This is a genomic window from Phycicoccus sp. Root101, assembly GCF_001426245.1.
In the GTDB taxonomy this organism is placed as follows: domain Bacteria; phylum Actinomycetota; class Actinomycetes; order Actinomycetales; family Dermatophilaceae; genus Pedococcus.
In genome coordinates, this window is sequence record NZ_LMCM01000009.1 from 267,879 (window position 1) to 293,280 (window position 25,402).

Below are 25,402 nucleotides of genomic sequence, written 5' to 3' on the forward strand. Positions count from 1 at the left end.
GGCTCAGGCCTGGATGACCACCGGGATGATCATCGGGCGGCGACGGATCTTGCCGCCGACCCAGCTGCCGATCGCACGACGCATGACCTGCTCGAGCTGGTGGGGGTCGGTGATGCCCTTGCCGGTCGCCTCGGCGAGCGCCTGCTCGATCTTGGGGCGCACCTGGTTGAAGATCTCGTCGTCCTCGGCGAAGCCCCGGGCCTGGATCTCCGGGCCCGCGGCGACCTTGCCCGTGGCGGAGTCCATGACGACGATCACCGAGATGAACCCCTCGTCGCGCAGGATGCGGCGGTCCTTGAGCAGGGCCTCGTCGAACTCGCCCACCGACGAACCGTCGACGTAGACGTACCCGCAGTCCACGGCGCCGACCACCTTCGCGACGCCGTCGACGAGGTCGACAACCACCCCGTCCTCGGCCAGGACCACGCGCTCACGCGGCACCCCGGTCTGCACCGCGAGCTCGGCGTTCGCCACGAGGTGGCGCCACTCGCCGTGCACCGGCATGACGTTGCGCGGCTTGACGATGTTGTAGCAGTAGAGGAGCTCGCCGGCGCTGGCGTGACCCGAGACGTGGACCTTCGCGTTGCCCTTGTGGACGACGGCGGCGCCCAGGCGCATCAGGCCGTTGATGACGCGGTAGACGGCGTTCTCGTTGCCGGGGATGAGCGAGGACGCCATGAGGACGGTGTCGCCGGGCCCCACGTCGATGCGGTGGTCGCGGTTGGCCATGCGGGAGAGGGCCGCCATCGGCTCTCCCTGCGAACCCGTGCAGATGAGGACGACCTGGTGGTCGGGGAAGTTGTCGAGCTTCTTGACGTCGACGAGCACCCCGTCGGGGACGTGCAGGTAACCGAGCTCGGCCGCGATCCCCATGTTGCGCACCATGGAGCGACCGACCATGGCGACCTTGCGCCCGGCCTTCTCCGCGGCGTCGAGCACCTGCTGGACGCGGTGCACGTGCGAGGAGAAGCAGGCGACGATGATCCGGCGCTCGGCGTCGCGGAAGACCTTGTCGATGGCCGGCGCGATGTCCTTCTCCGGGGTGGTGAACCCCGGCACCTCGGCGTTGGTCGAGTCGGTCATGAAGAGGTCGACGCCCTCTTCACCGAGACGGGCGAACGCGCGCAGGTCGGTGAGCCTGCCGTCGAGCGGCAGCTGGTCCATCTTGAAGTCGCCCGTGTGCAGGATCGTCCCGGCCGGGGTCCGGACGAACACCGCGAGCGCATCGGGGATGGAGTGGTTGACGGCGACGAACTCGCAGTCGAACACCCCGAGCTTCTCGCGCATCCCCTCCTTCACCCCGAGCGCGTACGGGGTGATCCGGTGCTCCTTGAGCTTGGCCTCGACCAGCGCCAGGGTCAGCATCGAGCCGACGACCGGGATGTCCTTCTTGAGCTTGAGCAGGTAGGGCACGGCACCGATGTGGTCCTCGTGGCCGTGCGTGAGGACGATGGCCTGGACCTGGTCGAGGCGGTCCTCGATGTACTCGAAGTCGGGCAGGATCAGGTCGACGCCCGGGTGGTGGTCCTCGGGGAACAGGACGCCGCAGTCGATGATCAGCAGCTGGCCGGCGTGCTCGATGACGGCCATGTTGCGACCCACCTCGCCGAGGCCACCGAGGGCGACGACGCGGACGCCGTTCGGGTCGAGCTGGGGCGGTGAGGTCAGCTCGGGGTGCGGGTGGCTCACAGCAGACCCGACTCCTTCAGGCCCGCCCTCAGCAGCTCGAGGTGCTCCGGAGGGGACTCGACCAGCGGCAGGCGCACCGTCGCGTGCTCGATCACGCCCAGCTCGACGAGCGCCGCCTTGGCCATGATCGCGCCCTGCGACGTGCTCATGATCGCGTCGACCGCCGGGATGAGGCGCTGGTGGATGACTCGGGCCGCCGCGAGGTCGCCGCGGTCGACGGCCTCGATCATCGCGGCATACTCGCGTCCGGCGACGTGGCCGACGACGCTCACCGTGCCGATGGCGCCCATGGCCAGCCACGGCAGCGTGGTCGCGTCCTCGCCCGAGTAGTACAGCAGGTCGGTCGAGGCCATGACCTTGGTCGTCGACCACGCCTCGCCCTTGGCGTCCTTGACGGCCACGATGCTCGGCACGGTGGCCAGCTCGGCAAGGGTCTCCGGGGTGAACGGGATGGCCGTGCGTCCGGGGATGTCGTAGAGCATGACGGGCAGGTCGGTCACCCCGGCGACCGCGCGGCAGTGCGCGACGACCCCGGCCTGGGTGGGCTTGTTGTAGTAGGGCGTGACGAGCAGCAGCCCGGTCGCGCCGGCATGCTGCGCGCGCCCGGCCATCTCGACGCTGTGCGCGGTGGCGTTCGAACCGACGCCCGCGACGACGGCGGCCCGGCCACCGACGGCCTCGGCGACGAGGCTGACCATCTCGAGGCTCTCGTCGTCGGTGAGGGTGGCGGACTCACCGGTGGTGCCGTTGACGACGATGCCGTCGTGCCCGGTGTCCACGAGGTGCTGGGCGACCCGCTTGGCACCTTCGGCGTCGACGCTCCCGTCGGGCCGCATCGGCGTGATCATGGCTGTCAGGAGGCGACCGAACGGAGACGCTGTGCTCATACCCGCAGGCTATCGCTCCGCGGCGGCGGCCCAGCGCCCTGCTCGTGCCGCGACACCGACATTGGCGGGATCCCTGTGCTGCGCGACCGGATCATCGCCGGGACCGCCTGTCGGTATGGCGCCGGGTCCCGTCGCCGCGCGGTGTTAGGTTGCCGTCGTGCAGCAGTACCTGGACCTCCTCGACCACGTGATGACGACCGGGACGGACAAGTCCGACCGGACGGGGACGGGCACGCGCTCGGTCTTCGGCTACCAGATGCGGTTCGACCTCTCCGAGGGCTTCCCGGTCCTGACGACCAAGAAGCTGCACCTCAAGTCGATCATCGGTGAGCTGCTGTGGTTCCTGCGCGGCGACTCGAACGTCCGCTGGCTGCAGGAGCGCGGCATCTCGATCTGGGACGAGTGGGCCGACGAGAACGGCGACCTCGGGCCCGTCTACGGCTACCAGTGGCGCTCCTGGCCGACGCCCGACGGCGGCCACGTCGACCAGATCGCCAAGGTCATCGACGCCATCCGGACCAACCCCGACTCGCGCCGCCACATCGTCTCGGCGTGGAACGTCGCCGACGTCGACTCGATGGCCCTGCCGCCCTGTCACACGATGTTCCAGTTCTACGTCGCCGACGGCCGGCTCTCCTGCCAGCTCTACCAGCGCTCCGCAGACATCTTCCTCGGCGTGCCCTTCAACATCGCGTCGTACGCCCTGCTCACGATGATGGTCGCCCAGATCTGCGACCTCGAGCCCGGCGACTTCGTGCACACCCTCGGCGACGCGCACCTGTACTCCAACCACGTGGAGCAGGCGAAGCTGCAGCTCACCCGTGAGCCGCTCCCCCTGCCCCGCATGGTCATCGCGAAGGGCAAGCAGATCGACGAGTTCGACCTCGGTGACTTCGAGCTGGTCGGGTACGAGGCGCACCCCTCGATCAAGGCGCCCATCGCCGTCTGAGCGGTCACCCCACGGCATACCCTGTCGGCATGACGAACGTGACCCTCATCGCGGCGGTCGGGCGCAACGGCGTCATCGGTGCCGACAACGACATGCCCTGGCACCTGCCCGAGGACTTCGCCTTCTTCAAACGCTCCACGATGGGGCACCCGATGGTCATGGGGCGCAAGACGTTCGACTCGATCGGGCGGGTGCTGCCAGGTCGCCGCACCATCGTCGTCACCCGCCAGGCGGACTGGTCGCACGCCGACGTCGAGACGGCCCACTCGCTCAGCGAGGCGCTGTCGCTGGCAGGGCCGGTGAACGAGGTGTTCGTCTGCGGTGGCGGGCAGGTCTACGCCGAGGCGATGCCGTGGGCGCACCGGCTGCTCATCACCGAGGTGGACCAGTCCCCCGAGGGCGACGTCCGGTTCCCCGAGATCGACCCGACGCACTGGCAGGAGACCGCGCGCGAGGACCGTGACGGCTTCAGCTGGGTCACCTATGAGCGCGGCTGAGGGAGCGCGTCGACGGGGTGCGAGGATGGCCGGCATGAGCCACCCGCACGACCACTCCCACCAGCACGACCAGACCCCGGGGCCGCTGGCCGACGCGAGCGTGCGCACCGCTCGGGAGACCGACGCGCCTGCCGTGGGTTTCGTCCAGGCCGTGGTGTGGCGCGAGGCGTATGCCGACGTGGTCCCGGCCGAGGTGCTCGAGGCCTTCGAGCCCAACGCCTTCGCCAGCGCGTGGCGCCAGTCGCTCGCCTCGCCACCGCAGGGCGTCTACCGCCTGCTCGCGGCCTGCGCCGGTGACCAGGTCGTCGGGTTCGCCTCCATCGGTCCGAGCCAGGACCCCGACGCCGGAGGTGCGACGGGCGAGGTCTCGGCCCTCGCCGTCCACCCACAGGCTCGTCGCGCCGGGCACGGCTCACGCCTGCTCAACGCCGCGGTGGACACCCTCCGGGGTGCTGGTGCCGACACCCTGCACACCTGGGTGCTGGCCACCGACGAGGCGACCCGGGCGTTCCTGTCCGCCTCGGGCCTGCACCCCGACGGCGCCTTCCGCGACCGGGTGGTCTCGCCCGAGGGTGACACCGCCCGTGAGGTGCGCCTCGTCGCCGACATCCGGCCCGACGGGGAGCCCGACGGCCCGTGACGGCGGCCCTCGCGCCCGGGCGACGCCGGGCCGTGCTGCGCCAGTCGCTGTCCGTGGCGGTGGCCACCGGGGCGTACGGCATCAGCTTCGGCGCCCTGTCGGTGGCGGCGGGGCTGACCATCCTCCAGACGCAGGCCCTGTCGCTGCTGCTGTTCTCCGGTGGGTCGCAGTTCGCGTTCGTCGGCGTCCTGGCAGCGGGTCCGGCCGGTGCGCCGGCGGCGATCGCGACCTCGACCCTGCTGGGGGTGCGCAACGGGTTGTACGGCCTGCAGGTCTCCCGCCTGCTCGGGGTCCGCGGAGCCCGCCGCGTCGCCGCCGCCCACCTCACGATTGACGAGTCGACCGCGGTCGGCGTCGCCCAACCCGAGGCCCCGGCGGGCCGGATCGGCTTCTGGGCCACCGGCATCGGTGTCTTCGTCCTCTGGAACCTCGCCACCCTCGTCGGCGCACTGGCGGGCGACGCGATGGGTGATCCGCGCACCTACGGTCTCGACGCTGCCGCGGCTGCCGCGTTCTGCGCGCTGCTGTGGCCCCGGCTCAGGTCGGCCGACGCGTTCGCGATCGCCGCGGCCAGCGCGGTGGTCGCGGTCCTGCTGGCCCCGCACGCCCCCGCCGGGGTGCCGGTGCTGGTCGCTGCGACGACCGCCCTCGCCGCCGGCCTGTGGCGCCGGGCGCACCGGGACCCGCCGCCACCGCACCACTGGGACGGCGAGGGGGAACCGACGTGACCACCTGGACCGCCGTCCTGCTGGCGTCCGCGCTGGCCTTCGCCCTGAAGTACCTCGGTCACCTCGTCCCGGCGAGCTGGCTCGACGGGGAACGCACTACCCGCATCACCTCGGCCCTGCCGATCGCGCTCCTCGCGGCCCTCGTGGGGGTGCAGACCCTGACGACCAGGTCGGGCGGGGTCGTGGTCGACTCCCGTGCCGCGGCGGTGGGGGTGGCCATCGTGGCCCTGCTGCTGCGCGCGCCGTTCATCGTGGTCGTCGTGCTCGCCGCTGCCGTCGCGGCGGGGCTGCGCGCGCTGGGCCTCCCCTAGCGACCGGGTCCGACCCGCGTCACGGCCACTCGAGGGCGTCCTCGACGAACCGGTCCCCCGTCTGGATCCCGACCACGCAGAACACGACACCGCCGGGGTCGGCCATGACCACGTACCCGTCGCGCTGCTCGACCACCGTGGCACCAAGGGCGGTCAGCCGGGCCACCTCGGCGGGGATGTCGTCCGACTCGATGTCGAGGTGGACCCTCGGGCCCCCTTGCCCGAGGCGCTGGACCTCGAGGTTGAGGCCGCCGACCTCCCCGACCGAGGCGTACGGCCCCTCCTGGGTCGGTCGGATGCCCTGCACGCCCGACCAGAACGCCACGCTCTGGTCGAAGTGCTCCGCGCCATGGTCGATGAGGACGATGCCGATGCGTGAACGGTGCATGCCTCCACCGTAGGACCGACCGGAAGGGGGCGGGAGGGTCGGACTGCTCAGTCCTGGGTGGCCCGCCAGGCCCGCACCGCGGCGCGGTAGTGCGCCTGCTCCCCCTTGCGGTCCCGGGCGACCCGGCACGCCTCCGCCTGCTCGAGCTCGGTCGCCCACGTCCCCTGCGCCCCGGACTCGTTGGCCTGCGCCATCATCCGCGAACCGTCGCGCGCCAGGAGGACCAGCGGCGCGATCGCCACGAGCGCGACGACCGGGATGAGCACGACGCCGAGGCCGAGCAGGATCGAGGCCGGCCGGCCGTCGGCGATGAGGGCGACCCCGCGCCAGCCGATCGTCGCCGAGTAGAACACCAGCACGAGGATCGTGATGAGTGCGGTGACCTTCTCGCGCACTCAGTCGTCCAGACCGAGGACGTGCTCGAGACCCACCGTGAGCCCGGGGTGGTCGCCGACGGCGCGCACCCCGGCCAGGACACCGGGCATGAACGACGTGCGGTCGAAGGAGTCGTGGCGCAGCGTGAGCATCTCCCCCACGCCACCGAGCAGCACCTCCTGGTGCGCCACGAGGCCGCGCAGGCGCACCGAGTGCACGGGTATGCCGTCGACCCGCGCGCCGCGGGCGCCGTCCGGGTCCTGCGTGGTCGCGTCAGGGACGTCGCCGATCCCGGCCTCGGCCCGAGCCGCGGCGATGAGGGAGGCCGTCCGGGCCGCGGTCCCCGAGGGGGCGTCCACCTTGGCGGGGTGGTGCAGCTCGATGACCTCGACGGACTCGTAGAACCGGGCCGCCTCCTGCGCGAAGCGCATCATGAGGATGGCGCCGATCGCGAAGTTGGGGGCGATGAGCACACCCACCTCGGGGTGCTCGGCCAGCGTCTCACGCAGGGCCGCCAGACGGGGCTCGTCCCAACCGGTCGTGCCGACGACGACGTGGACACCCTGCTCGACGCAGTGGCGCACGTTCGCGGGCGAGGCGTCGGGGACGGAGAACTCGACGACGACCCCGGCACCGGCGAGGTCGCCGAGCTCGTCCCCCTGGTCGAACCGCCCGACCAGCTCGAGGCCGTCCGCCGACTCGACGGCGCGGCACACCTCGGCGCCCATCCGTCCGGCTGCACCGATCACGGCCACGCGGGTCGACTCGCTCATGCCCGCCAGCGTAGCGATGGCGGGCCCACCCCCGAGGGGGCGGACCCGCCATACGCGGTCCTGCGTGGGTGGTGCGGCTGGTCCCGGCCCTACTTGACGAAGGCCTTGAGGCCCAGAACCACGGGGTCGTGGTCCGAGGACCGGTAGGGGCCGGGGTCGTGGAAGTCGGTCGAGTGGTAGTTGTAGCGGCTGTACTCCAGCGCCACGGACTCACCCGAGTTGATGTTCCAGTGGTCCGCGCCGGTGGACATCTTCAGACCCGCCGCGTTCACGAGGATGTGGTCGAGCGAACCCGAGGTCCCCGAGAACGAGTAGGAGTACTGGCCCGGGTCGAACGTCGAGCCCACGTCGGTGTACCCCGCCCGGTAGAGGACGTCGAGCGGGTCCTCCATCGTGTAGGAGTTGTAGTCACCGGCCATGACGATGGCCTTGGCGCCGTACTCGGCGGCCACCCCGGGGACCCAGTCGCGCAGCGCCTGGGCCTGCAGGACACGGCTGGTCACCGAGGCACCCTGCCCGTCTCCGGAGTCGGCGTCACCGGGGAACGGACCGGCCGAGCCCTTGGACTTGAAGTGGTTGACGACGAAGAGGAACTTGTCGCCCTTGCCCTTCTTCTTCTTGAAGGTCTGGGCGATCGGCTCACGGGCGTTGACGAAGGCCTGGCCCTCACCGCTCTGGTCGCCCAGGGCACGGGAGCGGTCGACGCGCATGACCGTCGCCGGCCTGTAGATCATCGCCGTGGTGATGAAGTCCTGCTGCGACACGGGCGGCAGGTCCGTCGACGAAGGCACGAAGGCCCACGTCCCGGCGCCGGCCCTGGCGTTGAGCGCGGCCACGAGGCGGCTGAGGGTCTCGTCGCGGCTGTGTCCGAACTGAGCGGAGTTCTCGACCTCCATGAGGCCGACGACGTCGGCGTCGAGCGCGTTGATCGCCGACACCTCCTTCTCCGTCTGGCGGGCCAGGTCGGCGGCGTCCCACGCCCCACGGTTGTCGCAGCCGTCGCGCACCGTGTCGCCGCTGCTGTCGCGGTCGTAGTAGGCGGTGCAGCTCGGGTCCGCGTCACCGAGGTCGGTGAAGTAGTTGAGCACGTTGAAGGAGGCGACCTTGAGGTCCGGCGTCCCGCGCTGGCTCAGGTCCCGCTCGTCGGGAGCCGGCGTGCGGGTGTTGGTGAAGGTCACCGGCGACGTCGCGTTGTCCGGGCCCACGACCTGGGAGGTGGGCTGGAACCGCCAGAGGTTGAAGCGGTAGTCCACGACGACCGGCGCGGTGAAGGTCGCCGGGGCCCCGACCCGGACCGGCTTCGTCGTCGAGACGTAGGCGGGGGTCTTGTCGGCGTTGAGCAGGCACGGGACGGGACGGGCGCCGCAGGTCGCGGTCGAGTAGCTGCTGGCCGTGAAGTTCGTCGACGAGCCGTCGTCGAGGGTGACCAGGCGCTTCGCGTTGTCCGCCACGACGGCGTCGGCCTCGGGCGTCCCGGGCTTGGCGACCTCGGTGTTCTGCAGCAGCGGGGTGGTGCCGACCGCGAGGCCGACCTCGCCGTACTGGTTGGTCCCGAAGGTGTTGGTCACCGTGTAGGCGCCGGTGGGCTGGAACAGCATCCCCTCGATGGACTCACGCTTCGCGTCCGTGGTCGGCCAGCCGGTGACGAGCGGCTGGACGGGGGTGAACGCGACCCCGGCGTCGACGACGTCGGCAGCCGTGGTCGTGATCTCGGTGAGGCCACCGAACTCGCTGACCTTGCCGGTCACCTGGACGAAGTTGCCCACGACCGCCTCGGGCGAGAGCGTCCCGGGCTGGAAGACGTAGACGCCGTCGGAGGCGCCGTCGGCGCGCGGCTCGGGGCCGGTGCCCTGCGTCTGGAGGAAGAAGCCGTTGAAGCCGCCGGTCGGGTAGGCGGCCGTCACGACGCCCTTGACCACGACGGTCTCACCCGCGAGCGGGGAGGTCGCGCCGGGACCCTGCACCTCGGCGATGGTCTTCTCGACCGGCGCCGGCGGCGGGGGCGGGGTCTCCAGGCCGGTCGGGGTCGGGGCCCCTGCCTTGAAGTCGGCGCTGTTGTTCGCCGTGTTGGCGTGGGTCGCGTTGCGGCTGACCGAGGTCGTGTTGCTCGGTGCGACCGTCGGGCCGGTGCCCGCGTAGTCGTTCGCGGTCGTGCCGTACCCGACGAAGTCGATGACCTGCGCCGAGGCCGAGCAGGTGGCAGCGCACCCGGTCAAGGCCGTGGTGCTGTTGACGAGCGCGACCTTGCCCGCCGTGCCGGACATGGCGATCGTCCCGGTGGCGTCAGCCGGCACGTCGGAGCCGCCGCCGGTCCCTGCAGCCTCCTTGACCACGTACGTCGTACCCACGGGCAGCGTGCCCGTCAAGGGAGTCGTCGCCCAGCCGGCGCCGGTCGCCGACGCGTACTGCACCGACCACCCGGCCAGGCTCACCGAGGCGCTGCCCGTGTTCGCCAGCTCGATGAAGTCGTACTTGTACGGTGCGCCGGAGTTGCCCCCACCGCCGTAGACCTCGTTGATGACCACACCAGCCGTGGGCGGCGGTGCGGCCTGCGCACTCGTCGCCACGGAGACCACACCGGCGGTCAGCGCTATCGCGCCGGCCGCCCCCATCAGTTGCTTGCGACGTTCGCGCACAGCAGTCCTCCACACCCGAGTTGTTCTCGAAGAAAGTCGCGCCGCCCAGGGATGCGGGCCCGGCGCCAAGGGTGCAGTCAAACATGGACAGATGCCCCATACGAGGTATGGAAGGCGTCCAGAAGGTAAAGGTCAGGTCAGGTTCTCCAGGGGCACGCCCGGGTCGGCAAGTTTCGCCCGGTCGACGCTCGCGCGCGAGCGGATCAAGCCCTTGACGGCGTCGCCGACGTCCCACACGTTGACGTTCATCCCTGCCGTGACGGCCCCGTCGCGCAGCCAGAACGCGACGAACTCACGGCCGGTCAGGTCGCCGCGGACGACCACCTCGTCGTCGGGAGCGCCGAGCCCGTGGTACTCCATGCCCAGGTCGTACTGGTCGGTGAAGAAGTACGGCAGCTCGGCCTCGGGGGCGGACTGCTCGAGCATCCCCGCCGCCACGATGGTCGGCTGGTTGAGGGCGTTGGCCCAGTGCTCCACGCGCACCCGCCGCCCCAGGAACGGGTGCTCCACGTTGGCGACGTCACCGACGACGAAGACCTCGGGGTCGCTCGTGCGCCCCACTGCGTCGGCGACGATCCCGTTGTCGACCTCGAGGCCGGCGTCCGCGGCCAGACCCGTGTTGGGGGCGGCCCCGATGCCCACGACGACGAGGTCGGCAGGGACGGTGGAGCCGTCCGCCAGACGCACCCCGGTGACCGAACCGCCCTCACCCACGAGCTCCTCCACCTGCACGCCGGTGCGCAGGTCCACCCCGTGCTCGCGGTGCAGGTCGGCGAACACCTGGGCGACGGTGGGCCCGAGCACGCGCACGAGCGGCAGGTCGAGCGACTCCAGCACGGTGACGGTGGCACCGGCCTCCCGTGCGGCCGCCGCGACCTCGAGCCCGATCCACCCGCCACCGACGAGGACGACCCTGCGCCCGGGCTGCAACGCCCCCCTCAGGCGGTCGCTGTCCTCGATGGTGCGCAACGAGAGCACCCCGTCGAGGTCGGCCCCCGGGAGGTCGAGGTGTCGCGGTGAGCTGCCGGTGGCGAGCAGCAGCCGGTTCCAGCCGATCCGCTCCCCCGCCGCGGTCACCACCTCGTGGGCGTCACGATCGACCGCCGTCACCACGGTGCCGGTGCGCACCTCGACGTCGTGGGCGGCATACCAGTCCTGGTCGTGGACGAAGGCGTCGTCGAGCCCCTCGCCGGTCTTGAGGTAGTCCTTGGACAGCGGTGGGCGTTCGTACGGCAGGTGGTCCTCGCCCGCGAGGAGGACGAGGCGACCCTCGAAACCCTTGTCGCGCAACGCCTCCACCGACTTCGCTCCCGCGAGCCCGCCACCGACCACCACGAACGTCCGCTCATCAGCCATGTCCCCACCTTTGGTCGCTTCGCCCCCCAGCGCAACCCTCGGTCCGTGGACGACGAACGGGCCGACCCACCGTGAGGTGGGCCGACCCGTTCGGGACGTGCTGGGGTCGAACGTCAGCCGGCGTCCTCGGAGGACTCGCCACGCTCGGAACGCTCGCCACCGCGACGACGGCGGTTGCGGCTGCGCCCACCATCGCGACGGTCGCCGCGCTCCTCACCGGAGTCGTTCGAGTCGTTCGACTCGTTCGAGTCGCTCGAGTCGTTGGACTCGGGCGCCTCGTCGGAACCGGCGACGTCGGCGTCCGCGGCGGGGGCGGAGTCGCCCTCACCCTCGGGCAGGACGGCGGCCAGCGACAGCTTGCCGCGCGGGTCGACCTCCTTGAGCTCGACCTGGACCTTCTGGCCGACGGCGAGGACGTCGTCGACGTTGTCGATCCGCTTGCCACCGACGAGCTTGCGCACCTCGGAGATGTGCAGCAGGCCGTCCTTGCCGGGCAGCAGGGAGATGAACGCACCGAACGTCGTGGTCTTGACCACGGTGCCCAGGAAGCGCTCGCCGACCTCCGGCATCTGCGGGTTCGCGATGGCGTTGACCATCGCGCGGGCCGCCTCGGCCGACGGACCGTCGGTCGCGCCGATGTAGACGGTGCCGTCGTCCTCGATGGAGATCTGGGCGCCGGTCTCGTCCTGGATCTGGTTGATCATCTTGCCCTTCGGCCCGATGACCTCGCCGATCTTGTCGACGGGGACCTGCACCGAGATGACGCGAGGAGCGAAGGGGCTCATCTCGTCCGGCACGTCGATGGCCTCGTTCATGACGTCGAGGATGTGCAGGCGCGCGTCGCGGGCCTGGGTCAGCGCGCCAGCCAGGACCGACGCGGGGATGCCGTCGAGCTTGGTGTCGAGCTGGATGGCCGTGACGAACTCACGCGTGCCGGCGACCTTGAAGTCCATGTCACCGAACGCGTCCTCGGCGCCGAGGATGTCGGTCAGCGCGGCGTACTGCGTCTGGCCGTCGACCTCGTCGGACACCAGGCCCATGGCGATGCCGGCGACCGGCGCGCGCAGCGGCACACCGGCGTTGAGCATCGACAGGGTCGAGGCGCAGACCGAGCCCATGGACGTCGAGCCGTTGGAACCGAGGGCCTCGGACACCTGGCGGATCGCGTAGGGGAACTCCTCACGCGTCGGCAGGACGGGCATGAGCGCCCGCTCCGCCAGCGCGCCGTGGCCGATCTCGCGGCGCTTCGGCGAACCCACCCGACCGGTCTCACCGGTGGAGTAGGGGGGGAAGTTGTAGTTGTGCATGTAGCGCTTGCGCGTCACCGGCGACAACGTGTCGAGCTGCTGCTCCATGCGGAGCATGTTCAGCGTGGTGACGCCCATGATCTGGGTCTCGCCGCGCTCGAACAGGGCCGAGCCGTGCACGCGCGGCAGGACCTCGACCTCGGCGCCGAGGGCGCGGATGTCGGCGAGGCCACGGCCGTCGATGCGGACCTTGTCGCGCAGGATGCGCTGACGGATCAGCTTCTTCTGCACCGACTTGTAGGCCGCGGAGATCTCCTTCTCGCGGCCGGCGAACTGCTGGCCCTCACCGGCGAGGGAGGCCTTGACGGCGTCCTTGATCTCGTCGATGCGCTCCTCGCGCTCCTGCTTCCCGGCGATGGTCAGCGCCTGCGTCAGGTCGTCCGAGGTCGCAGCCTCGACGGCGGCATAGGCGTCGTCCTCGTAGTCGAGGAAGATCGGGAACTCCTGGACGGGCTTGGCGGACTTGCTCGCCAGCTCGGCCTGGGCCTCGCACAGGACCTTGATGAACTTCTTGGCAGCCTCGAGGCCCTCGGCGACGACCTCTTCGGTCGGGGCCTGCTTGCCCTCGTTCTTGACCAGGTCCCACGTCTGCTCGGTGGACTCGGCCTCGACCATCATGATCGCGACGTCGTCACCGGCGACACGACCGGCGACGACCATGTCGAAGGTCGAGCGCTCGATGTCGGAGAAGTTCGGGAAGGCGACCCACTGGCCGTCGATCAGGGAGACGCGGACGCCACCGATCGGACCGGAGAAGGGCAGACCCGAGATCTGCGTGGAGGCGCTGGCCGCGTTGATGGCGAGCACGTCGTACTGGTGGTCGGGGTTGAGCGCGAGCACCGTGATGACGACCTGGACCTCGTTGCGCAGACCCTTGGTGAAGGTCGGGCGCAGCGGGCGGTCGATCAGGCGGCAGGTGAGGATCGCGTCGGTCGAGGGACGGCCCTCACGACGGAAGAACGAGCCGGGGATCTTGCCCGCGGCATACATCCGCTCCTCGACGTCGACCGTCAGGGGGAAGAAGTCGAATCCCTCGCGCGGGTGCTTCCCGGCGGTGGTGGTGGAGAGGAGCATCGTGTCCTCGTCCAGGTAGGCGGCGACAGCGCCACCGGCCTGCTTGGCCAGGCGTCCGGTCTCGAACCGGACCGTGCGGGTGCCGAACGAGCCGTTGTCGATGGTGGCTTCGGCGAACTGGATCTCTGGACCCTCCATTGGGCCCTCCTTCTGGGTGTCTACATCCACGTGCATCGTCGTTGTGCACGGGCTTCTTCTGGTCGTGCTGGTCGTGCTGGTACTGCGGTGGTGCGGGTGTCCGGCAGGAGTGCCGGGCCCCATGCGACAGGGACGGCCCTCGTGGAGGACCGTCCCTGTCGGATGTTCAGCGGCGCAGGCCGAGGCGCTTGATCAGCGCGCGGTAACGCTCCACGTCGACGCTCTCGAGGTAGCGCAGCAGGCGGCGACGCTGGCCGACCAGCAGCAGCAGGCCGCGGCGGCTGTGGTGGTCGTGCTTGTGCTGGCGCGAGTGCTCGGTCAGGTCGAGGATGCGCTGCGTGAGCAGGGCGATCTGGACCTCGGGGGAACCGGTGTCGCCCTCGTGCGTGGCGTGCTCGGACATGATCTTCTGCTTGACTTCGGTGCTCAACGGCATGGGTCGACACTGCTCCTTCGTGGAATCGTTGCGCGGTGCCTCAGGGCTGGTTCACCTGGGCGCTCTGGATCCGCGGCCGGTCTACGGCGGTTGCAAGGTTACCAGCGGGCCGAGGTGCACCCTAATCGCCGTCGGATCGCTCCTCCCGAGCACGATCCACGCGCGCGCCGTCCGCCTCGCGAAGGGCGCTGAGCCTCCTGGCGCCGGCGGTCCACAGGCCGCGCCGCCGCACCGCGAGCTCCAGGTCCGTCGGGTGGTCGCCGGCACCGCACCCCGTGGTCACCTCGTCCGATCCCCTCAGGTGGTACCACGCCCGAGGTGGCCGGCGGTCGTACCGTGGCGCCCGGAGCGCCTCCCTCGGCAGCTGGTCCGGCGGCTGCACCTCGAGGTGGGCGGGGAAAAGTCGGCCGGCATTGTCCCGCACCGCGTCAGCCGGGAAGGGCGTCACCTCCTGACCCTTCTCGTCGACCACCACCAGCCGCAGCCCTGCCACGCGAAGGGCCGCGACCAGGACGGGTTCCGGCAGCTTGCGCCGGCCTCCCTCGTATGCGGAGAGCGTCGCCTGCGCCACGCCGATGCTGCCGGCCATCTCGCGCTGGCTCAGCTGCGCCCGGCGTCGTGCCCTCAGCAGGTACCCCACACCATCGAACTCGTCCATGCGTCCTCCCCCGGCCGGCCGTTCCCCCTGGACGACCGACGCCTGAGGAACAGGGTCGCGGACGGGTGTGACAACGGCGGCGTTCGATGGAGCCCCGCTCCGATCCCGCCAGTGGGGACCCGGGGTGGTGGAGTGACTACGTCACTGACGGCGGATCGTGATCAGTGACGTGGTCGCGTTGCCACACCCCCTGCTCCTGGCAGCATCGCGGGTGGTCTGGTCGGGAGGCGGCGAGTCGGCTGAGGGCAGGTGAGGGCGGGTCAGGCGGTCGAGGGCGGTGCGGCCGGGGGCCACTCGTCGGCGAGGAGGGCGTAGACGGCCAGGTCCGTCCAGCGCTCCTTGAACCACGAGCCCTTGACGAAGACGGCTTCGAGGCGCATGCCGAGCCGTTCGCAGACGCGCGACGACGCCGTGTTCTCGGGCTCGAGCTGCGCCCAGACACGGTGCACCCCGACCTCCCGGAAGGCCGCCTCGATGATCGCCCTCGCGGCCTCGGTCGCGTACCCCTGCCCGGCGACGTCGGGCGCGAACACCCAGCCGATCTCCGCCTGCCTGCCGTCCGCGCCGTCGGGGCCCTCGAGGAGGATGAGCACGTCACCGATGACCCGGCCGTCGAGCTCCACCGCGAGGGTGAGGTTCGGCGACGTCGGGTCGATCCGGCCGGCTGTGGCCCGTTCGGAGACCAGGTCGGCGACCTGGTCCCGCGTCTTGGGCTCGCCCGGGATGTAACGGATCACCGAGGGCACCGACCGGTAGGCGAAGACGTCGTCCTCGTCACCGGGTCGGAAGCTGCGCAGCGTCAGCCGCTCGGTGGTGATCGGCAGGCTCACGCGCGCCATACGAGTGCCTCCGTCAGAGGTTGATCATGTGGCCGGCGATGCCCTCGACGGCCTCCTTGACGGCCTCGGACAGCGTCGGGTGAGCGAACACGTTGCGAGCGACCTCGTCGGCGGTGAGGTCCCACTTCTGCGCGAGGGTCAGCGCGGGCAGCAGCTCGGTGACGTCGGGCCCGATGAGGTGGGCGCCGATGATCTCGTTGTGCGTCGCGTCGGCGATGACCTTGACGAAACCGACGGCGTCGCCGAGCCCCATGGCCTTGCCGTTGGCGGAGAACGGGAACTTGGCGACCTTGACGTCGTAGCCCTTCTCCTTGGCCTGCGCCTCCGTGTAGCCGAAGGAGGCGATCTGCGGCTGGCAGTAGGTCGCGCGCGGGATGAAGTCGTACTCGACCGGCATCGTCTCGGCGCCGGCCATCGTCTCGGCCGCCACGACACCCTGCGCCTCCGCGGTGTGCGCGAGCATGAGCTTGCCCGTGACGTCACCGATCGCGTAGACGTTCTCGACGTTGGTGCGGCAGTGGTCGTCGATGACGATGGCGCCGCGCTCCGTGGCGACACCGAGGTTCTCCAGGCCGTAGCCCTCGACGCGCGGGGCGAAGCCGATCGCCTGCATCACCTTGTCGGTCTCGATGACCGTCGACTCGCCACCGGCGGCCGGTGAGACCGTGACCTTGACCTTCTCGCCGCTGTCGTCGATCGACTCGACCTTGGTCGAGAGCATGATCGTGATGCCGAGCTTCTTGTAGTGCTTGAGCAGCTCCTTGGACACCTCGGCGTCCTCGGTCGGCACCATCCGGTCGAGGAACTCCACGATCGTCACGTCGACGCCGAAGTTCTTCAGGACGTAGGCGAACTCGACACCGATGGCACCGGAGCCGGCGATGACGATCGAGCCGGGCAGCTGGTCGGTGAGGATCTGCTCCTCGTACGTCACGACGCGGTCGGACAGTGAGGTGCCGGGGATGAGCCGGGTCGTCGCACCGGTGGCGATGATCAGCTTGTCGAAGGTGATCGACTGCTTCTCACCGGAGTTGAGGGCCACATCCATCGACGTCGGGCTGGTCAGCGTGCCCCAGCCGTCGATCTCGGTGATCTTGTTCTTCTTCATGAGGAAGTGGACGCCCTTGACGATGCCCGCGGAGACCGAGCGCGAGCGTGCGTGCGTGGGTCCGTAGGACATCGTGGCGTCGCCCTCGATGCCGAACTTGTCCTTCTCGTGCTGGAGGATGTGCGACAGCTCCGCGTTGCGCAGGAGAGCCTTCGACGGGATGCACCCGACGTTGAGGCAGACACCACCCCAGTACTTCGACTCGACCACCGCGGCCTTCAGACCGAGCTGGGACGCGCGGATCGCCGCGACGTACCCACCGGGACCAGCACCGAGCACCACCACATCGAAGTCAGCCATGACGGCAAGCCTACTGAGTGCGGGCGCGGTCCCCCACCGGTGGTCCCGCGACGGCGGGCAAAGCTGTCAGGGCAGCGTGCGGAGCACGTCGTAGATCCGTCGGGCGGCGGGCGCCGCCGTCGCCCCACCGGTGCCTCCCTGCGACACGACCACCGCCACCGCGTACCGCGGCTTGTCGGCCGGGGCGTACGACACGAACCAGGCCGTGTCCTGCTTCCCGAACGCCTCCGCCGTCCCGGTCTTCCCGGCCACCGGCCACTGGTCGAGCGGGAACCCTCGGAAGGCCCCCACGCCGGTCCCCTGGCGCACCACGCCCACGAGCGCGTCCTGCAGGAAGGCCAGCGTCCCGGCAGGGAAGGTGACCTTGCCCGCGGCCTTCGGGGGGACCGGCTCGAGGCCACCTCCGGGCGCCTCGAACCCCTTGGCCACCTGAGGTGTCCAGAGCGTCCCGCCGTTGGCGATCGCGGCATACACCCGCGCCATCTGGAGCGGGGTGGCGGTCGTGTCCCCCTGTCCGATGGCGAAGTTCGCGGCGTCACCGGCCCGGAACTGGAAACCGGTGCGGCAGTTCTCGACCGCCAAGGACCTCAGGTATGCCGCGCGGCCGGGGTCCGTGGCCGCGACCTCCGGGTAGCCGGTGCGCGCGCGGGCGCAGGTATCGGTCTTGGTCGCTGCCCAGGTGGCCTGCTTCCACGCCCGGTCGGGGATCCGTCCCGCCTGCTCCCCCGGCAGGTCGACACCGGTCGCGGCCCCGAGCCCGAGCTCCTTGGCCATCGCCACGAACGGGTCCGCCGCGTCGCTCTTTGCGTCCAGGCCGCCCTGGGCCAGCCAGGACCGGTAGGCGAAGTCGTAGAAGATCGTGTCGCAGGAGACGACGATCGCCCGGCGCAGGTCGATGGGTCCGTAGGCCCGGGACTCGTAGTTGGCGAACCTGCGGTTGCCGATCGTGTAGCTCGAACCGCACTGGTAGGTGCCGCGCAGGTCGTTCCCGGCCTCGACGGCGGCGGGGATGCTCACGACCTTGAACGTGGAGGCGGGCGGGTAGGCGCCGGCGGTGACCCGCGAGACGAGCGGCGTCCCAGCGCTCACGTCGGTGAGCGCGGCGAGCGCCTTGGTCGAGATGCCGCCGGTCCAGACGGCCGGGTCGTACGTCGGGTAGCTGGCGGCAGCGACGACGGCACCGTTCGTCACGTCGAGGACCACGGCTGCCCCCGAGTCGGCCCGGAACCCACGGGTGCGGGCCGAGGTCGCCGCCGAGCGGAGGGCCGACTCGGCCGCCGACTGGACCCGCGCGTCGAGGTTGGTGACGAGGTCCTCGCCCGGCACCGGCGCCGTGCTCGACACCTGGCCGTCGACGACGCCGCGGGGGTCCAGCGACACCGTGTCCGACCCGGGGACCCCGCGCAGCTGTGCGTCGTACTGCTGTTCCAGCCCCGCCCGGCCGACCAGGTCCAACCCGGTGACCGCGCCCCGGGAGGAGGCGACGTCGCTCCCCGAGGCCTGCCCGAGGTACCCGAGCACGTGCGCCGCGTTGACCGTCGACTGCGGGTAGTCGCGCACGGGCTGGGCGCCGACCGTCACCCCCGGGAACGTGTCGGGGTGCTCCAGCAGCCCCAAGGCCCTGGCCGGGTCGGCACCGGACACCAGCGGGACCGGGACGTACGGCGACCCGGCCCAGCACACCGGCTGCGGCGGGGCGCCCTTCGCGCCACAGAGCTGGGTGCGCCCCCAGAGCTCGTCGAACGGGACCTGCAACGCCGTGGCGATCCGTTGCACCAGCGCGCGCCCGCCGTCGCCGGCGTCGGCCAGCACCCCGCGGGAGACCGACACCACGGTGCGGGTGGAGTTGTCGGCGAGCGGGAGGCCGTTGCGGTCGAGGATGCGCCCGCGGACGGCGGGTTCGGTCACCGTCCGGGTGTTGAGCGTGGCGGCGGCGCGCTCGTACTGGGCGTGATCACCGATCTGGACCTGCCCGAGCCGGGCCACCAGCGTGCCGACCAGGCTGAGCGCCACCAGTCCGAAGACCCAGATCCGGGCGAGGCGCGGCCGGGGGCGGTTCACGACCGGGCTCGCAGCTGCTGCTCGGCCCGGACGAGCGCGGGGACGGTGAGCGCACACAGCAGCGCGGTGAGGACGAGCCGCACGACCGTGTCGGCCGGCGACAGCGCGGAACCGGCCAGGAGCGCCACGATCGCCCCGCCGCCGAGCAGGACCGTGGAGCACAGCACTCCCACGACGGCCACCCAGCGCCAGGACGCCAGCCCCTCACGGCGCCCGGCCCCCGCGAGCAGGCCGCACACGGCATACGTCAGGGCGGCGGTGCCGAGTAGGGCGGACCCGGGCGGGACCAGGTCGACCACCCACCCGGCGCCGAGGCCGAGGAGGGCCCCCCGGGTGGGGCCACCGACGAGGGCGCCGGCGACGACCAGGGGCAGGACGAGGTCAGGGAGCAACAGGGGCGTGCGGGCACCGACCGCGACCGCGAGCACGGCGAGCACCACCAGCGCGGCACCCCGGACGAGGCGGACCCGGCCAGCACCGGCAGCGAGGTGAGCGGTGGTCGTCACCTAGCCACCCCCCGTGGACGGCGCGCGTGGGACGGTCCGGCCCTCAGGGACGAGCACCCCGACCACGTCGAGGGTGGTGACGTCCACGGCTGGCCTGACACCGGCGGTCGGCACGAGGGCGGCCGGGTCGCCGTCCACCTCGGTGACCGTGCCCACCCGGAGCCCGGGGAGGTACGGCGTGCCGTCGAGGCTCCCCAACGTGGTCACCACGTCGCCGTGCGAGAGCGTCCCCCGCTGCACGGGGGTGAGGGTGAGCTCCCCCGGCGCCTGCCGACGCGGGCCGGTCGCGCCGCTGCCGACCGAGCCGAGCACCCCGGCGCCCGCCCGCACGGAGATGGTGAGGTCGGCGGCCCCGACGAGCTGCACGTCCGCGGTCCACGGCGACACGGCGACGACGCGTCCGACGAGCCCGTCCGCGTTGACCACGGCACGGTCGATCCGCACCCCGTCCCGGGAGCCTGCGTCGATGGTGACACGTTCGGGGCCGGCCGACCCGGCGCGGCCGACGGCGACGACCCTGGCGGGGACGAACGCCCGGCCCCTGGTCTCGGGGGCCCGCAGCAACCGCTGGAACGCCGCGGCCTCGGTCGCCTGCGCGGCCACGGTGTCGGCGGCGGTGGCCGCCCGGGTCCCGCGAACGCCGGGGTCGTCCCGGCCGACCTCCGGCCGCAGCAGCCCCTCGACCGGCCTGAGCACCACACCCGCAGCGGTGCGGACCGCGCCCGTCCCCGGCGCCCCGGCGAGGTCGGCGACGAGCACCACGATCGTGGCGAGCAGGAGGGTGGTGAGCAGTCGGCGCGACCGGTCGCTGCGCAGGGGGCGAGCGGCGGTGCGGGGCGAACGGCGGGGTCGGGGCATGGGTCAGAAGCGACGTGTGTCGACCAGGACGCGTTCGAGCGTCCCGAACTCCTCGATGCACCGTCCCGAACCGCGCACGACCGCACGCAGCGGGTCGTCGGCGACCCGCACCGGCACGCCCAGCTCGTGGCGCAGCCGCTCGTCGAGCCCGGGCAGCAACGCGCCTCCGCCGGTGAGGGTGACCCCGCGGTCGAGGACGTCGCCGGCGAGCTCGGGCGGGCAGACGTCGAGCGTCGCCCGCACCAGCTCGACGATCTGCAGCAGGGGCGCCTCGATGGCGCGGCGGACCTCGGGGCTGGAGATCGTCACGGTCTTGGGCAGGCCGGTGACGAGGTCCCGCCCCCGGACCCGGGTGCTGGTCTCCTCGCGCAGCGGGAACGCCGAACCCGCCGCGATCTTGATGTCCTCGGCGCTGCGCTCTCCCAGCAGCAGCGAGTACTCGCTCTTCACGTGGGCGATGATCGCCTCGTCGAGCTCGTCTCCCCCGACGCGCAGCGACCGGGACGTGACGATGCCGCCGAGGCTGATCACGGCGACATCGGTCGTCCCGCCGCCGATGTCGACGACCATCGAGGCCGCGGTGTCGTTGACCGGAAGGTCGGCGCCGATCGCGGCAGCCATCGGCTCCTCGATGACGTAGACCCGGCGGGCCCCGGCCCGGACGGCGGCGTCCTCGAGGGCGCGTCGCTCGACCCCGGTCACCTCGCTCGGGACGCAGACGACCATCCGCGGACGGAACAGCCGCGACGGACGGACCTGGTCGACGAAGTAGCGCAGCATGCGCTCGGTGATGTCGGCGTCCGAGATCACGCCGTCGGCGAGCGGCCGCACGGCGCGCACGTGGCCGGGCGTGCGGCCGAGCATCTCCTTGGCCCGCGTCCCGGCGGCCAGCAACGTGGAGGTGCCCGCCTCGATCGCGACCACCGAGGGCTCGTCCAGGACGACCCCGCGACCGCGTTCGTAGACGAGGGTGTTGGCGGTTCCGAGGTCGATGGCGAGGTCCCTGCCCCAGCCCGTCCAGCCCCTCGACCCACCACCCGTGCCACTCACGAGCGCGATGCTACGCGTGGCGTTCCGACCCACCCGGCAGCCGCGCCGGGCGGGTCAGGTCGGGTATGGCGCCCGGGTCAGGCGACCAGCTCGGCCTCCACCGCGCGGGGCGCGGGGACCGGGGCCCTGAGGGTGGCGCGCAGGCGCCAGGCGCCGAACACGGCCAGCAGGCTGATCGCGATGTGCAGGCCGATGAACAGGCTGCCCATCCCGGCGCCCAGGATGACCCCGGCCACCAGCGGGCCGACCGCCGAGAACCCGGTCTGCAGGGCCGTGAACATCCCCAGCGTGGTGCCGACCAGGCCCGACGGGGCGAGGCTGGCGGTGAGCGGGTTGAGCACGGGGGCGTACATCGTCTCGCCGACGGCGAAGATGCCGAACGTGGTCACGAACAGGACCGCCGCGAGCTCCGGGGCCAGTGACGCGGCAGCGAGCACCAGCCAGGAGATGGTCCAGATCAGGCCGACCCCCATGAGCAGGGTGGCGCCGCTGCGCTTCGCCGTGAGGCGGACGACGAGCATCTGCAGGGCGATGATGACGACGCAGTTGACCGCCGCCGCGAGGCCGATGGTGGTCTCGTCGACGTGCAGGACGGTGAGCGCGTAGGCGGGCAGTCCGGACTCGAACTGCGCGTAGAAGCCCAGCGCCAGCGTGACCGTGATGAGGGCGGTCCACCGCAGCGCGGGGATGGCCCAGATGGCTCGCAGTGCCTCGCGCGGGCCGGCCGACCGGACGGGCTCGGGGGCCCCGGAGCCGTCGGTCGCGTCCGCGGTCGCCCCCGGTGCGGTGCCCCAGCGCGGCATACCGGCGACGAGGAGCAGGGCGGCGGAGGCCAGGAACCCGACGGCGGCGGTGGCGAAGGCCGGCCACATGCCGTCGGTGCGGTCCAGGTCGACGACGTACCCGGCGGCGAACGCGCCGACGGCCATGCCCAGGGCCTGTCCGGTGAACTGCCAGGCGAAGACGCGGCGGCGGTCGTGGCCACCGACCCAGCGCAGCACGAGGACGGACTGGGCGGGGTTGGCGGCAGTGATGCCGAGGCCGAAGACGAACATGCCGACGAGGAAGGTGACCGGGCCGTCGGCCCAGATCAGGGACGCGGCACCCGCGGCGGCGATGACCTTGGCACCGACGGCGACCAGCACCGGGGAGACGCGGTCGGCGAGGCGACCGCCGACGGGGGCGGCCAGCAGCGCGCCGACCGAGAACAGGCTCGACGCCGCGGCAGCCAGCAGCGCACCCCAGCCACGCGTGGTGGCGGCGTAGGCGTACTGGTAGGGCAGGACGGTGCCCCAGCCGAGCATGGCGATGGCGGAGGCGAGGATCAGGAGCTTTGCGCGCATGGTGTCTTCAACAGTTCTTCGACGTAGAATATTTCGATATCGAAATCTTAGCATCCGAAGAACGCCGTGCGAGGATGACCCCATGGCAGCGAGGAAGAAGGCCGGACGCACCGTCCAGGAGCAGTACCGGGAAGCGGTCGCCAGCTACGTCGCCGCGGGTGGCGACGAGTCGGTGCAGCGCGTCATCACGGCGGTGAACTCGCTCAGCCGCAAGCTCGACCAGTGGTACACCCGGCAGCTCGCCGACCTCGACCTGTCGCACGGCGAGTGGTCGGTCGTCGCTGTCCTCGCGACGTCCGAGGGACGGCCGGTCACGCCGTCGCAGCTGGCCGACGCGAGCAACGTTGCGGCCTCGTCGATGACGCACCGGCTCGACAAGATGACGGAGCGCGGGCTGGTCCGCCGCTCCCCCGACCCCGAGAACCGCACGCGGGTGCTCGTCGAGCTGACCACCCAGGGCTGGGAGCTGTTCGAGGCCGCGGTGCGCGAGGCCAACGTCGTCGAGTCGGACGTGCTGGCGGGCCTCAAGCGCGAGGAGCGCGACCGGCTGGCCGCGCTCCTCGAGGTGGTGATCAGCGGGCTCGACGAGATCGAGACCGCCTAGGTCGGTCGTGTCGCCGGCCGGACCGGCACACGGGTGGTCAGGTCAGAGGTGCGGGAACCAGATCGCGATCTCGCGGGCGGCCGACTCCGGGGAGTCCGAGCCGTGCACGATGTTCTCCTGGACCTTCTTGCCCCAGTCGCGGCCGAGGTCGCCGCGGATGGTGCCGGGCAGCGCAGCGGTCGGGTCGGTGGCACCGGCAAGGGCGCGGAAGCCCTCGATGCAGCGGTGGCCCTCGATGACGATCGCCGTCACCTGGCCGCTCGACATGAACTCCACGAGCGGCTCGTAGAAGGGCTTGCCCTCGTGCTCGGCGTAGTGCTCGGCGAGCTGCTCGCGGGTGGGGGTCGTCACCGCGAGCGCGGCGAGGGTGTAGCCCTTCGCCTCGATGCGGCGCAGGACCTCGCCGGAGAGGCCGCGGGCGAAACCGTCGGGCTTGACCAGGACCAGGGAACGTTCGATCTGCGTCGTCACGCCCGCCAGCCTACCCAGCCTGCGGTGGCACTACCGTCGCGGTGTGCGAGCGACCGGCGGGGCCACCAGGACGATCCCGTATGCCGCGTGGCTGGCCCAGCCTGCCTACCTCGCCGCCGAGGTGCTGCTCGCCCTGTGCGCCGGCGTCGGCTACTCCCTCGCCGACGACACGATCAGCGCCCTCGGCACGACCTGCGACTCCCTCGACGCGACCGGCTGCTCGTCGGCCGCGTGGGCCATGAACCTCGTGTTCATCGGATTCGGCCTCCTCCAGGCGGTCGGCGCCATCCCGCTGGTGCGCGGGGCGAGCGCGCGCGAACGGGTCGTCGGCGGCCTCTGGGTCCTCGCAGGGGTGTTCTCGGTCGGCGTCGGGCTCGCCCCGGTCGACGTGCACCCGACACTGCACGCCCTCGTGGCCCTGCCGGTCTTCGTGGCACAGCCGCTGGCCCTGCTCCTGCACGCCCGCTGGCTCACGACCGGTAGGGTCCGTGTGGCCGGCACGGCGCTGGGGGTGGCCGCCCTGGCGGGTGCCGTGTCCTTCGGTGCACTGCTGGGGGCGGATGCGGGGTCCGGCGCGGCGGAACGGCTGGCCATCTGGCCGGCCAAGCTCTGGCTCCCGCTCGCCGCCCTCACCCTGGGTCGCGTCGGCGGCCGCAGCCGCTAGGTCGAGGCAGCCTCCTGCTGGCGACGCGCCTGGTCCTGCTCGACGCGGTGGCAGACCACCAGCGAGCCGACCCACAGCAGCAGGAAGATGAAGCCCACGATGAGCATCGCGGGCACGACGAACGCCGCGGCGAAGGTCGCCACCTGGATGAGCCAGCCGACGGTGACGCCGTAGGGGCGGCGCATCATGCCGGCGGCCACGAAGCAGAGGACGGCCAGACCGGTGCCCACCCAGAGCCAGGTGGACCCGGCGTCGTCACCGTCGGCCACCGCGATGCCGCGGGCGACGAGGGCCCCGAGGAACACGACGATGCCCTGGCCGGCCAGCACCGTCGCCAGCATCCGCCAGGTGAACTTGCCCAGCGCGCCGTAGAGGACGATCCCCTTCACCGGCGGTTCCTCCCGTTGTCGCGGAACTTGGTCAGCAGCCAGAACGCCACGGCGACCACGGCCACCAGGAGGACCAGCTTGGCGAGGGGGTGCATGGGACGAGCCTAAGGCGTCCCGCACGGGCGTACTGTCAGTGCACGGAGCCACTCAGGCTTCCTAGCGCTGGGAGCACAGCCATGGCCGACAAGTCACCGAGACAGAACCTGGCCAAGAAGGCGAGCAAGTCCATCAAGGAGAAGCGCGCCGAGAAGCACGCCAAGGCGGACGCCAAGACCCACAGCGACGTGGGTTCGATCGGCAAGAAGTAGCCGACCGCCTCGGGGTGGGCGCGCGGCAGCTCCCACCCCGAGCCTCTCGACCCGAGGAT

The 25,402-nt window shown here is 71.6% G+C and carries 27 protein-coding genes; 8 read left to right on the forward strand and 19 right to left on the reverse strand.

Annotation, left to right across the window (positions count from 1 at the left end):
• Positions 1-3: 3 nt before the first annotated feature.
• Positions 4-1,689: a ribonuclease J gene (locus ASC58_RS15945; protein WP_056919991.1), complete on the reverse strand. Its 1,686-nt coding sequence runs from the start codon at positions 1,687-1,689 to the stop codon at positions 4-6.
• On the reverse strand, positions 1,686-2,576 hold the full coding sequence (gene dapA / locus ASC58_RS15950) for a 4-hydroxy-tetrahydrodipicolinate synthase (protein ID WP_056919992.1): 891 nt from the start codon (positions 2,574-2,576) through the stop codon (positions 1,686-1,688). Before dapA ends, ASC58_RS15945 begins: the two co-directional genes overlap by 4 nt.
• Before the next feature lie 157 nt (positions 2,577-2,733).
• Between dapA and ASC58_RS15955 the strand changes: the two genes are divergently transcribed.
• From ASC58_RS15955 to ASC58_RS15975, 5 genes are read left to right on the forward strand one after another with little or no spacing between them, the layout of a single operon-like run.
• Positions 2,734-3,525 carry a thymidylate synthase gene (locus ASC58_RS15955; RefSeq protein WP_056917708.1) on the forward strand — a complete coding sequence of 264 codons (792 nt, stop codon included), beginning with the start codon at positions 2,734-2,736 and terminating at the stop codon, positions 3,523-3,525.
• A 29-nt stretch (positions 3,526-3,554) separates the two neighbouring features.
• Entirely contained in the window at positions 3,555-4,022 is a 468-nt protein-coding gene (locus ASC58_RS15960; protein ID WP_056919993.1) for a dihydrofolate reductase, read from the forward strand.
• A 34-nt stretch (positions 4,023-4,056) separates the two neighbouring features.
• Positions 4,057-4,662 (forward strand): GNAT family N-acetyltransferase, encoded by a 606-nt coding sequence (locus ASC58_RS15965; RefSeq protein ID WP_056917710.1) that lies wholly within the window; start codon positions 4,057-4,059, stop codon positions 4,660-4,662.
• Entirely contained in the window at positions 4,659-5,390 is a 732-nt protein-coding gene (locus ASC58_RS15970; protein WP_056919994.1) for an AzlC family ABC transporter permease, read from the forward strand. The genes ASC58_RS15965 and ASC58_RS15970 overlap by 4 nt, the downstream gene beginning before the upstream one ends.
• The gene (locus tag ASC58_RS15975) at positions 5,387-5,701 is read left to right on the forward strand and encodes an AzlD domain-containing protein (protein WP_056917712.1); all 315 of its coding nucleotides are present in this window, start codon (positions 5,387-5,389) and stop codon (positions 5,699-5,701) included. Before ASC58_RS15970 ends, ASC58_RS15975 begins: the two co-directional genes overlap by 4 nt.
• A gap of 19 nt (positions 5,702-5,720) precedes the next feature.
• Here ASC58_RS15975 and ASC58_RS15980 read toward each other — a convergent pair whose 3' ends face one another.
• The 15 genes from ASC58_RS15980 to ASC58_RS16050 form a co-directional block, all read right to left on the reverse strand.
• On the reverse strand, positions 5,721-6,089 hold the full coding sequence (locus ASC58_RS15980) for a VOC family protein (protein WP_056919995.1): 369 nt from the start codon (positions 6,087-6,089) through the stop codon (positions 5,721-5,723).
• Between the two features lie 47 nt (positions 6,090-6,136).
• Positions 6,137-6,484, reverse strand: coding sequence for a hypothetical protein (locus ASC58_RS15985; RefSeq protein WP_056919996.1), 348 nt, complete (start codon positions 6,482-6,484; stop codon positions 6,137-6,139).
• The gene (gene dapB / locus ASC58_RS15990; protein WP_056917715.1) at positions 6,485-7,237 is read right to left on the reverse strand and encodes a 4-hydroxy-tetrahydrodipicolinate reductase; all 753 of its coding nucleotides are present in this window, start codon (positions 7,235-7,237) and stop codon (positions 6,485-6,487) included. It abuts the gene before it with no gap.
• 89 nt (positions 7,238-7,326) lie between these two features.
• A complete protein-coding gene (locus ASC58_RS15995) occupies positions 7,327-9,873 on the reverse strand; it encodes an ExeM/NucH family extracellular endonuclease (RefSeq protein ID WP_235529275.1) in 2,547 nt (848 codons plus the stop codon).
• Positions 9,874-10,005: 132 nt separating this feature from the next.
• Positions 10,006-11,229, reverse strand: a complete 1,224-nt coding sequence (locus ASC58_RS16000) for an NAD(P)/FAD-dependent oxidoreductase (protein WP_056917717.1) — start codon at positions 11,227-11,229, stop codon at positions 10,006-10,008.
• Positions 11,230-11,342: 113 nt separating this feature from the next.
• Entirely contained in the window at positions 11,343-13,748 is a 2,406-nt protein-coding gene (locus ASC58_RS16005; protein WP_056917718.1) for a polyribonucleotide nucleotidyltransferase, read from the reverse strand.
• A gap of 166 nt (positions 13,749-13,914) precedes the next feature.
• A complete protein-coding gene (gene rpsO, locus ASC58_RS16010) occupies positions 13,915-14,184 on the reverse strand; it encodes a 30S ribosomal protein S15 (protein WP_056917719.1) in 270 nt (89 codons plus the stop codon).
• A gap of 121 nt (positions 14,185-14,305) precedes the next feature.
• Complete coding sequence (locus tag ASC58_RS16015) at positions 14,306-14,842, reverse strand: helix-turn-helix transcriptional regulator (protein ID WP_056919998.1); 537 nt, start codon at positions 14,840-14,842, stop codon at positions 14,306-14,308.
• A 260-nt stretch (positions 14,843-15,102) separates the two neighbouring features.
• Positions 15,103-15,672 carry a GNAT family N-acetyltransferase gene (locus ASC58_RS16020; protein ID WP_200947847.1) on the reverse strand — a complete coding sequence of 190 codons (570 nt, stop codon included), beginning with the start codon at positions 15,670-15,672 and terminating at the stop codon, positions 15,103-15,105.
• 22 nt (positions 15,673-15,694) lie between these two features.
• Complete coding sequence (gene lpdA / locus ASC58_RS16025) at positions 15,695-17,089, reverse strand: dihydrolipoyl dehydrogenase (protein ID WP_056920000.1); 1,395 nt, start codon at positions 17,087-17,089, stop codon at positions 15,695-15,697.
• A 66-nt stretch (positions 17,090-17,155) separates the two neighbouring features.
• Complete coding sequence (mrdA, locus tag ASC58_RS16030) at positions 17,156-19,150, reverse strand: penicillin-binding protein 2 (RefSeq protein WP_056920001.1); 1,995 nt, start codon at positions 19,148-19,150, stop codon at positions 17,156-17,158.
• A complete protein-coding gene (locus tag ASC58_RS16035) occupies positions 19,147-19,656 on the reverse strand; it encodes a hypothetical protein (protein WP_056920002.1) in 510 nt (169 codons plus the stop codon). Before ASC58_RS16035 ends, mrdA begins: the two co-directional genes overlap by 4 nt.
• Positions 19,657-20,514: a rod shape-determining protein MreC gene (mreC, locus tag ASC58_RS16040; protein WP_056920003.1), complete on the reverse strand. Its 858-nt coding sequence runs from the start codon at positions 20,512-20,514 to the stop codon at positions 19,657-19,659.
• 3 nt (positions 20,515-20,517) lie between these two features.
• Positions 20,518-21,564 (reverse strand): rod shape-determining protein, encoded by a 1,047-nt coding sequence (locus ASC58_RS16045; RefSeq protein ID WP_056920124.1) that lies wholly within the window; start codon positions 21,562-21,564, stop codon positions 20,518-20,520.
• A gap of 77 nt (positions 21,565-21,641) precedes the next feature.
• Positions 21,642-22,907, reverse strand: a complete 1,266-nt coding sequence (locus ASC58_RS16050; RefSeq protein ID WP_056920004.1) for an MFS transporter — start codon at positions 22,905-22,907, stop codon at positions 21,642-21,644.
• An 82-nt stretch (positions 22,908-22,989) separates the two neighbouring features.
• Between ASC58_RS16050 and ASC58_RS16055 the strand changes: the two genes are divergently transcribed.
• On the forward strand, positions 22,990-23,511 hold the full coding sequence (locus ASC58_RS16055; protein WP_056917728.1) for a MarR family winged helix-turn-helix transcriptional regulator: 522 nt from the start codon (positions 22,990-22,992) through the stop codon (positions 23,509-23,511).
• A gap of 42 nt (positions 23,512-23,553) precedes the next feature.
• Here ASC58_RS16055 and ndk read toward each other — a convergent pair whose 3' ends face one another.
• Positions 23,554-23,982, reverse strand: a complete 429-nt coding sequence (gene ndk / locus ASC58_RS16060) for a nucleoside-diphosphate kinase (protein ID WP_056917729.1) — start codon at positions 23,980-23,982, stop codon at positions 23,554-23,556.
• 43 nt (positions 23,983-24,025) lie between these two features.
• Here ndk and ASC58_RS16065 point away from each other — a divergent pair, with 43 nt between their 5' ends.
• On the forward strand, positions 24,026-24,646 hold the full coding sequence (locus ASC58_RS16065; protein ID WP_056920005.1) for a DUF998 domain-containing protein: 621 nt from the start codon (positions 24,026-24,028) through the stop codon (positions 24,644-24,646).
• On the opposite strand, the gene ASC58_RS16070 is transcribed toward ASC58_RS16065, so the two are convergent.
• Positions 24,643-25,035, reverse strand: a complete 393-nt coding sequence (locus tag ASC58_RS16070) for a DUF4233 domain-containing protein (protein ID WP_235529276.1) — start codon at positions 25,033-25,035, stop codon at positions 24,643-24,645. The two genes, ASC58_RS16065 and ASC58_RS16070, sit on opposite strands and share 4 nt — an antisense overlap.
• Positions 25,036-25,211: 176 nt before the next feature.
• On the opposite strand from ASC58_RS16070, the gene ASC58_RS21830 reads away from it, so the two are divergent.
• Positions 25,212-25,343, forward strand: coding sequence for a hypothetical protein (locus tag ASC58_RS21830; RefSeq protein ID WP_255353307.1), 132 nt, complete (start codon positions 25,212-25,214; stop codon positions 25,341-25,343).
• Positions 25,344-25,402 lie beyond the last annotated feature (59 nt).

Coding starts and splice junctions, on each gene's coding strand:
- ASC58_RS16000 (WP_056917717.1), bottom strand. CDS start 11,229: ATGGCTGATGAGCGGACGTTCGTGGTGGTCGGTGGCGGGCTCGCGGGA.
- dapA (WP_056919992.1), bottom strand. CDS start 2,576: ATGAGCACAGCGTCTCCGTTCGGTCGCCTCCTGACAGCCATGATCACG.
- ASC58_RS16015 (WP_056919998.1), bottom strand. CDS start 14,842: ATGGACGAGTTCGATGGTGTGGGGTACCTGCTGAGGGCACGACGCCGG.
- ASC58_RS15960 (WP_056919993.1), top strand. CDS start 3,555: ATGACGAACGTGACCCTCATCGCGGCGGTCGGGCGCAACGGCGTCATC.
- lpdA (WP_056920000.1), bottom strand. CDS start 17,089: ATGGCTGACTTCGATGTGGTGGTGCTCGGTGCTGGTCCCGGTGGGTAC.
- rpsO (WP_056917719.1), bottom strand. CDS start 14,184: ATGCCGTTGAGCACCGAAGTCAAGCAGAAGATCATGTCCGAGCACGCC.
- dapB (WP_056917715.1), bottom strand. CDS start 7,237: ATGAGCGAGTCGACCCGCGTGGCCGTGATCGGTGCAGCCGGACGGATG.
- ASC58_RS15965 (WP_056917710.1), top strand. CDS start 4,057: ATGAGCCACCCGCACGACCACTCCCACCAGCACGACCAGACCCCGGGG.
- ASC58_RS15980 (WP_056919995.1), bottom strand. CDS start 6,089: ATGCACCGTTCACGCATCGGCATCGTCCTCATCGACCATGGCGCGGAG.
- ASC58_RS16005 (WP_056917718.1), bottom strand. CDS start 13,748: ATGGAGGGTCCAGAGATCCAGTTCGCCGAAGCCACCATCGACAACGGC.
- ASC58_RS21830 (WP_255353307.1), top strand. CDS start 25,212: ATGGCCGACAAGTCACCGAGACAGAACCTGGCCAAGAAGGCGAGCAAG.
- mreC (WP_056920003.1), bottom strand. CDS start 20,514: ATGCCCCGACCCCGCCGTTCGCCCCGCACCGCCGCTCGCCCCCTGCGC.
- ASC58_RS16055 (WP_056917728.1), top strand. CDS start 22,990: ATGGCAGCGAGGAAGAAGGCCGGACGCACCGTCCAGGAGCAGTACCGG.
- ASC58_RS16050 (WP_056920004.1), bottom strand. CDS start 22,907: ATGCGCGCAAAGCTCCTGATCCTCGCCTCCGCCATCGCCATGCTCGGC.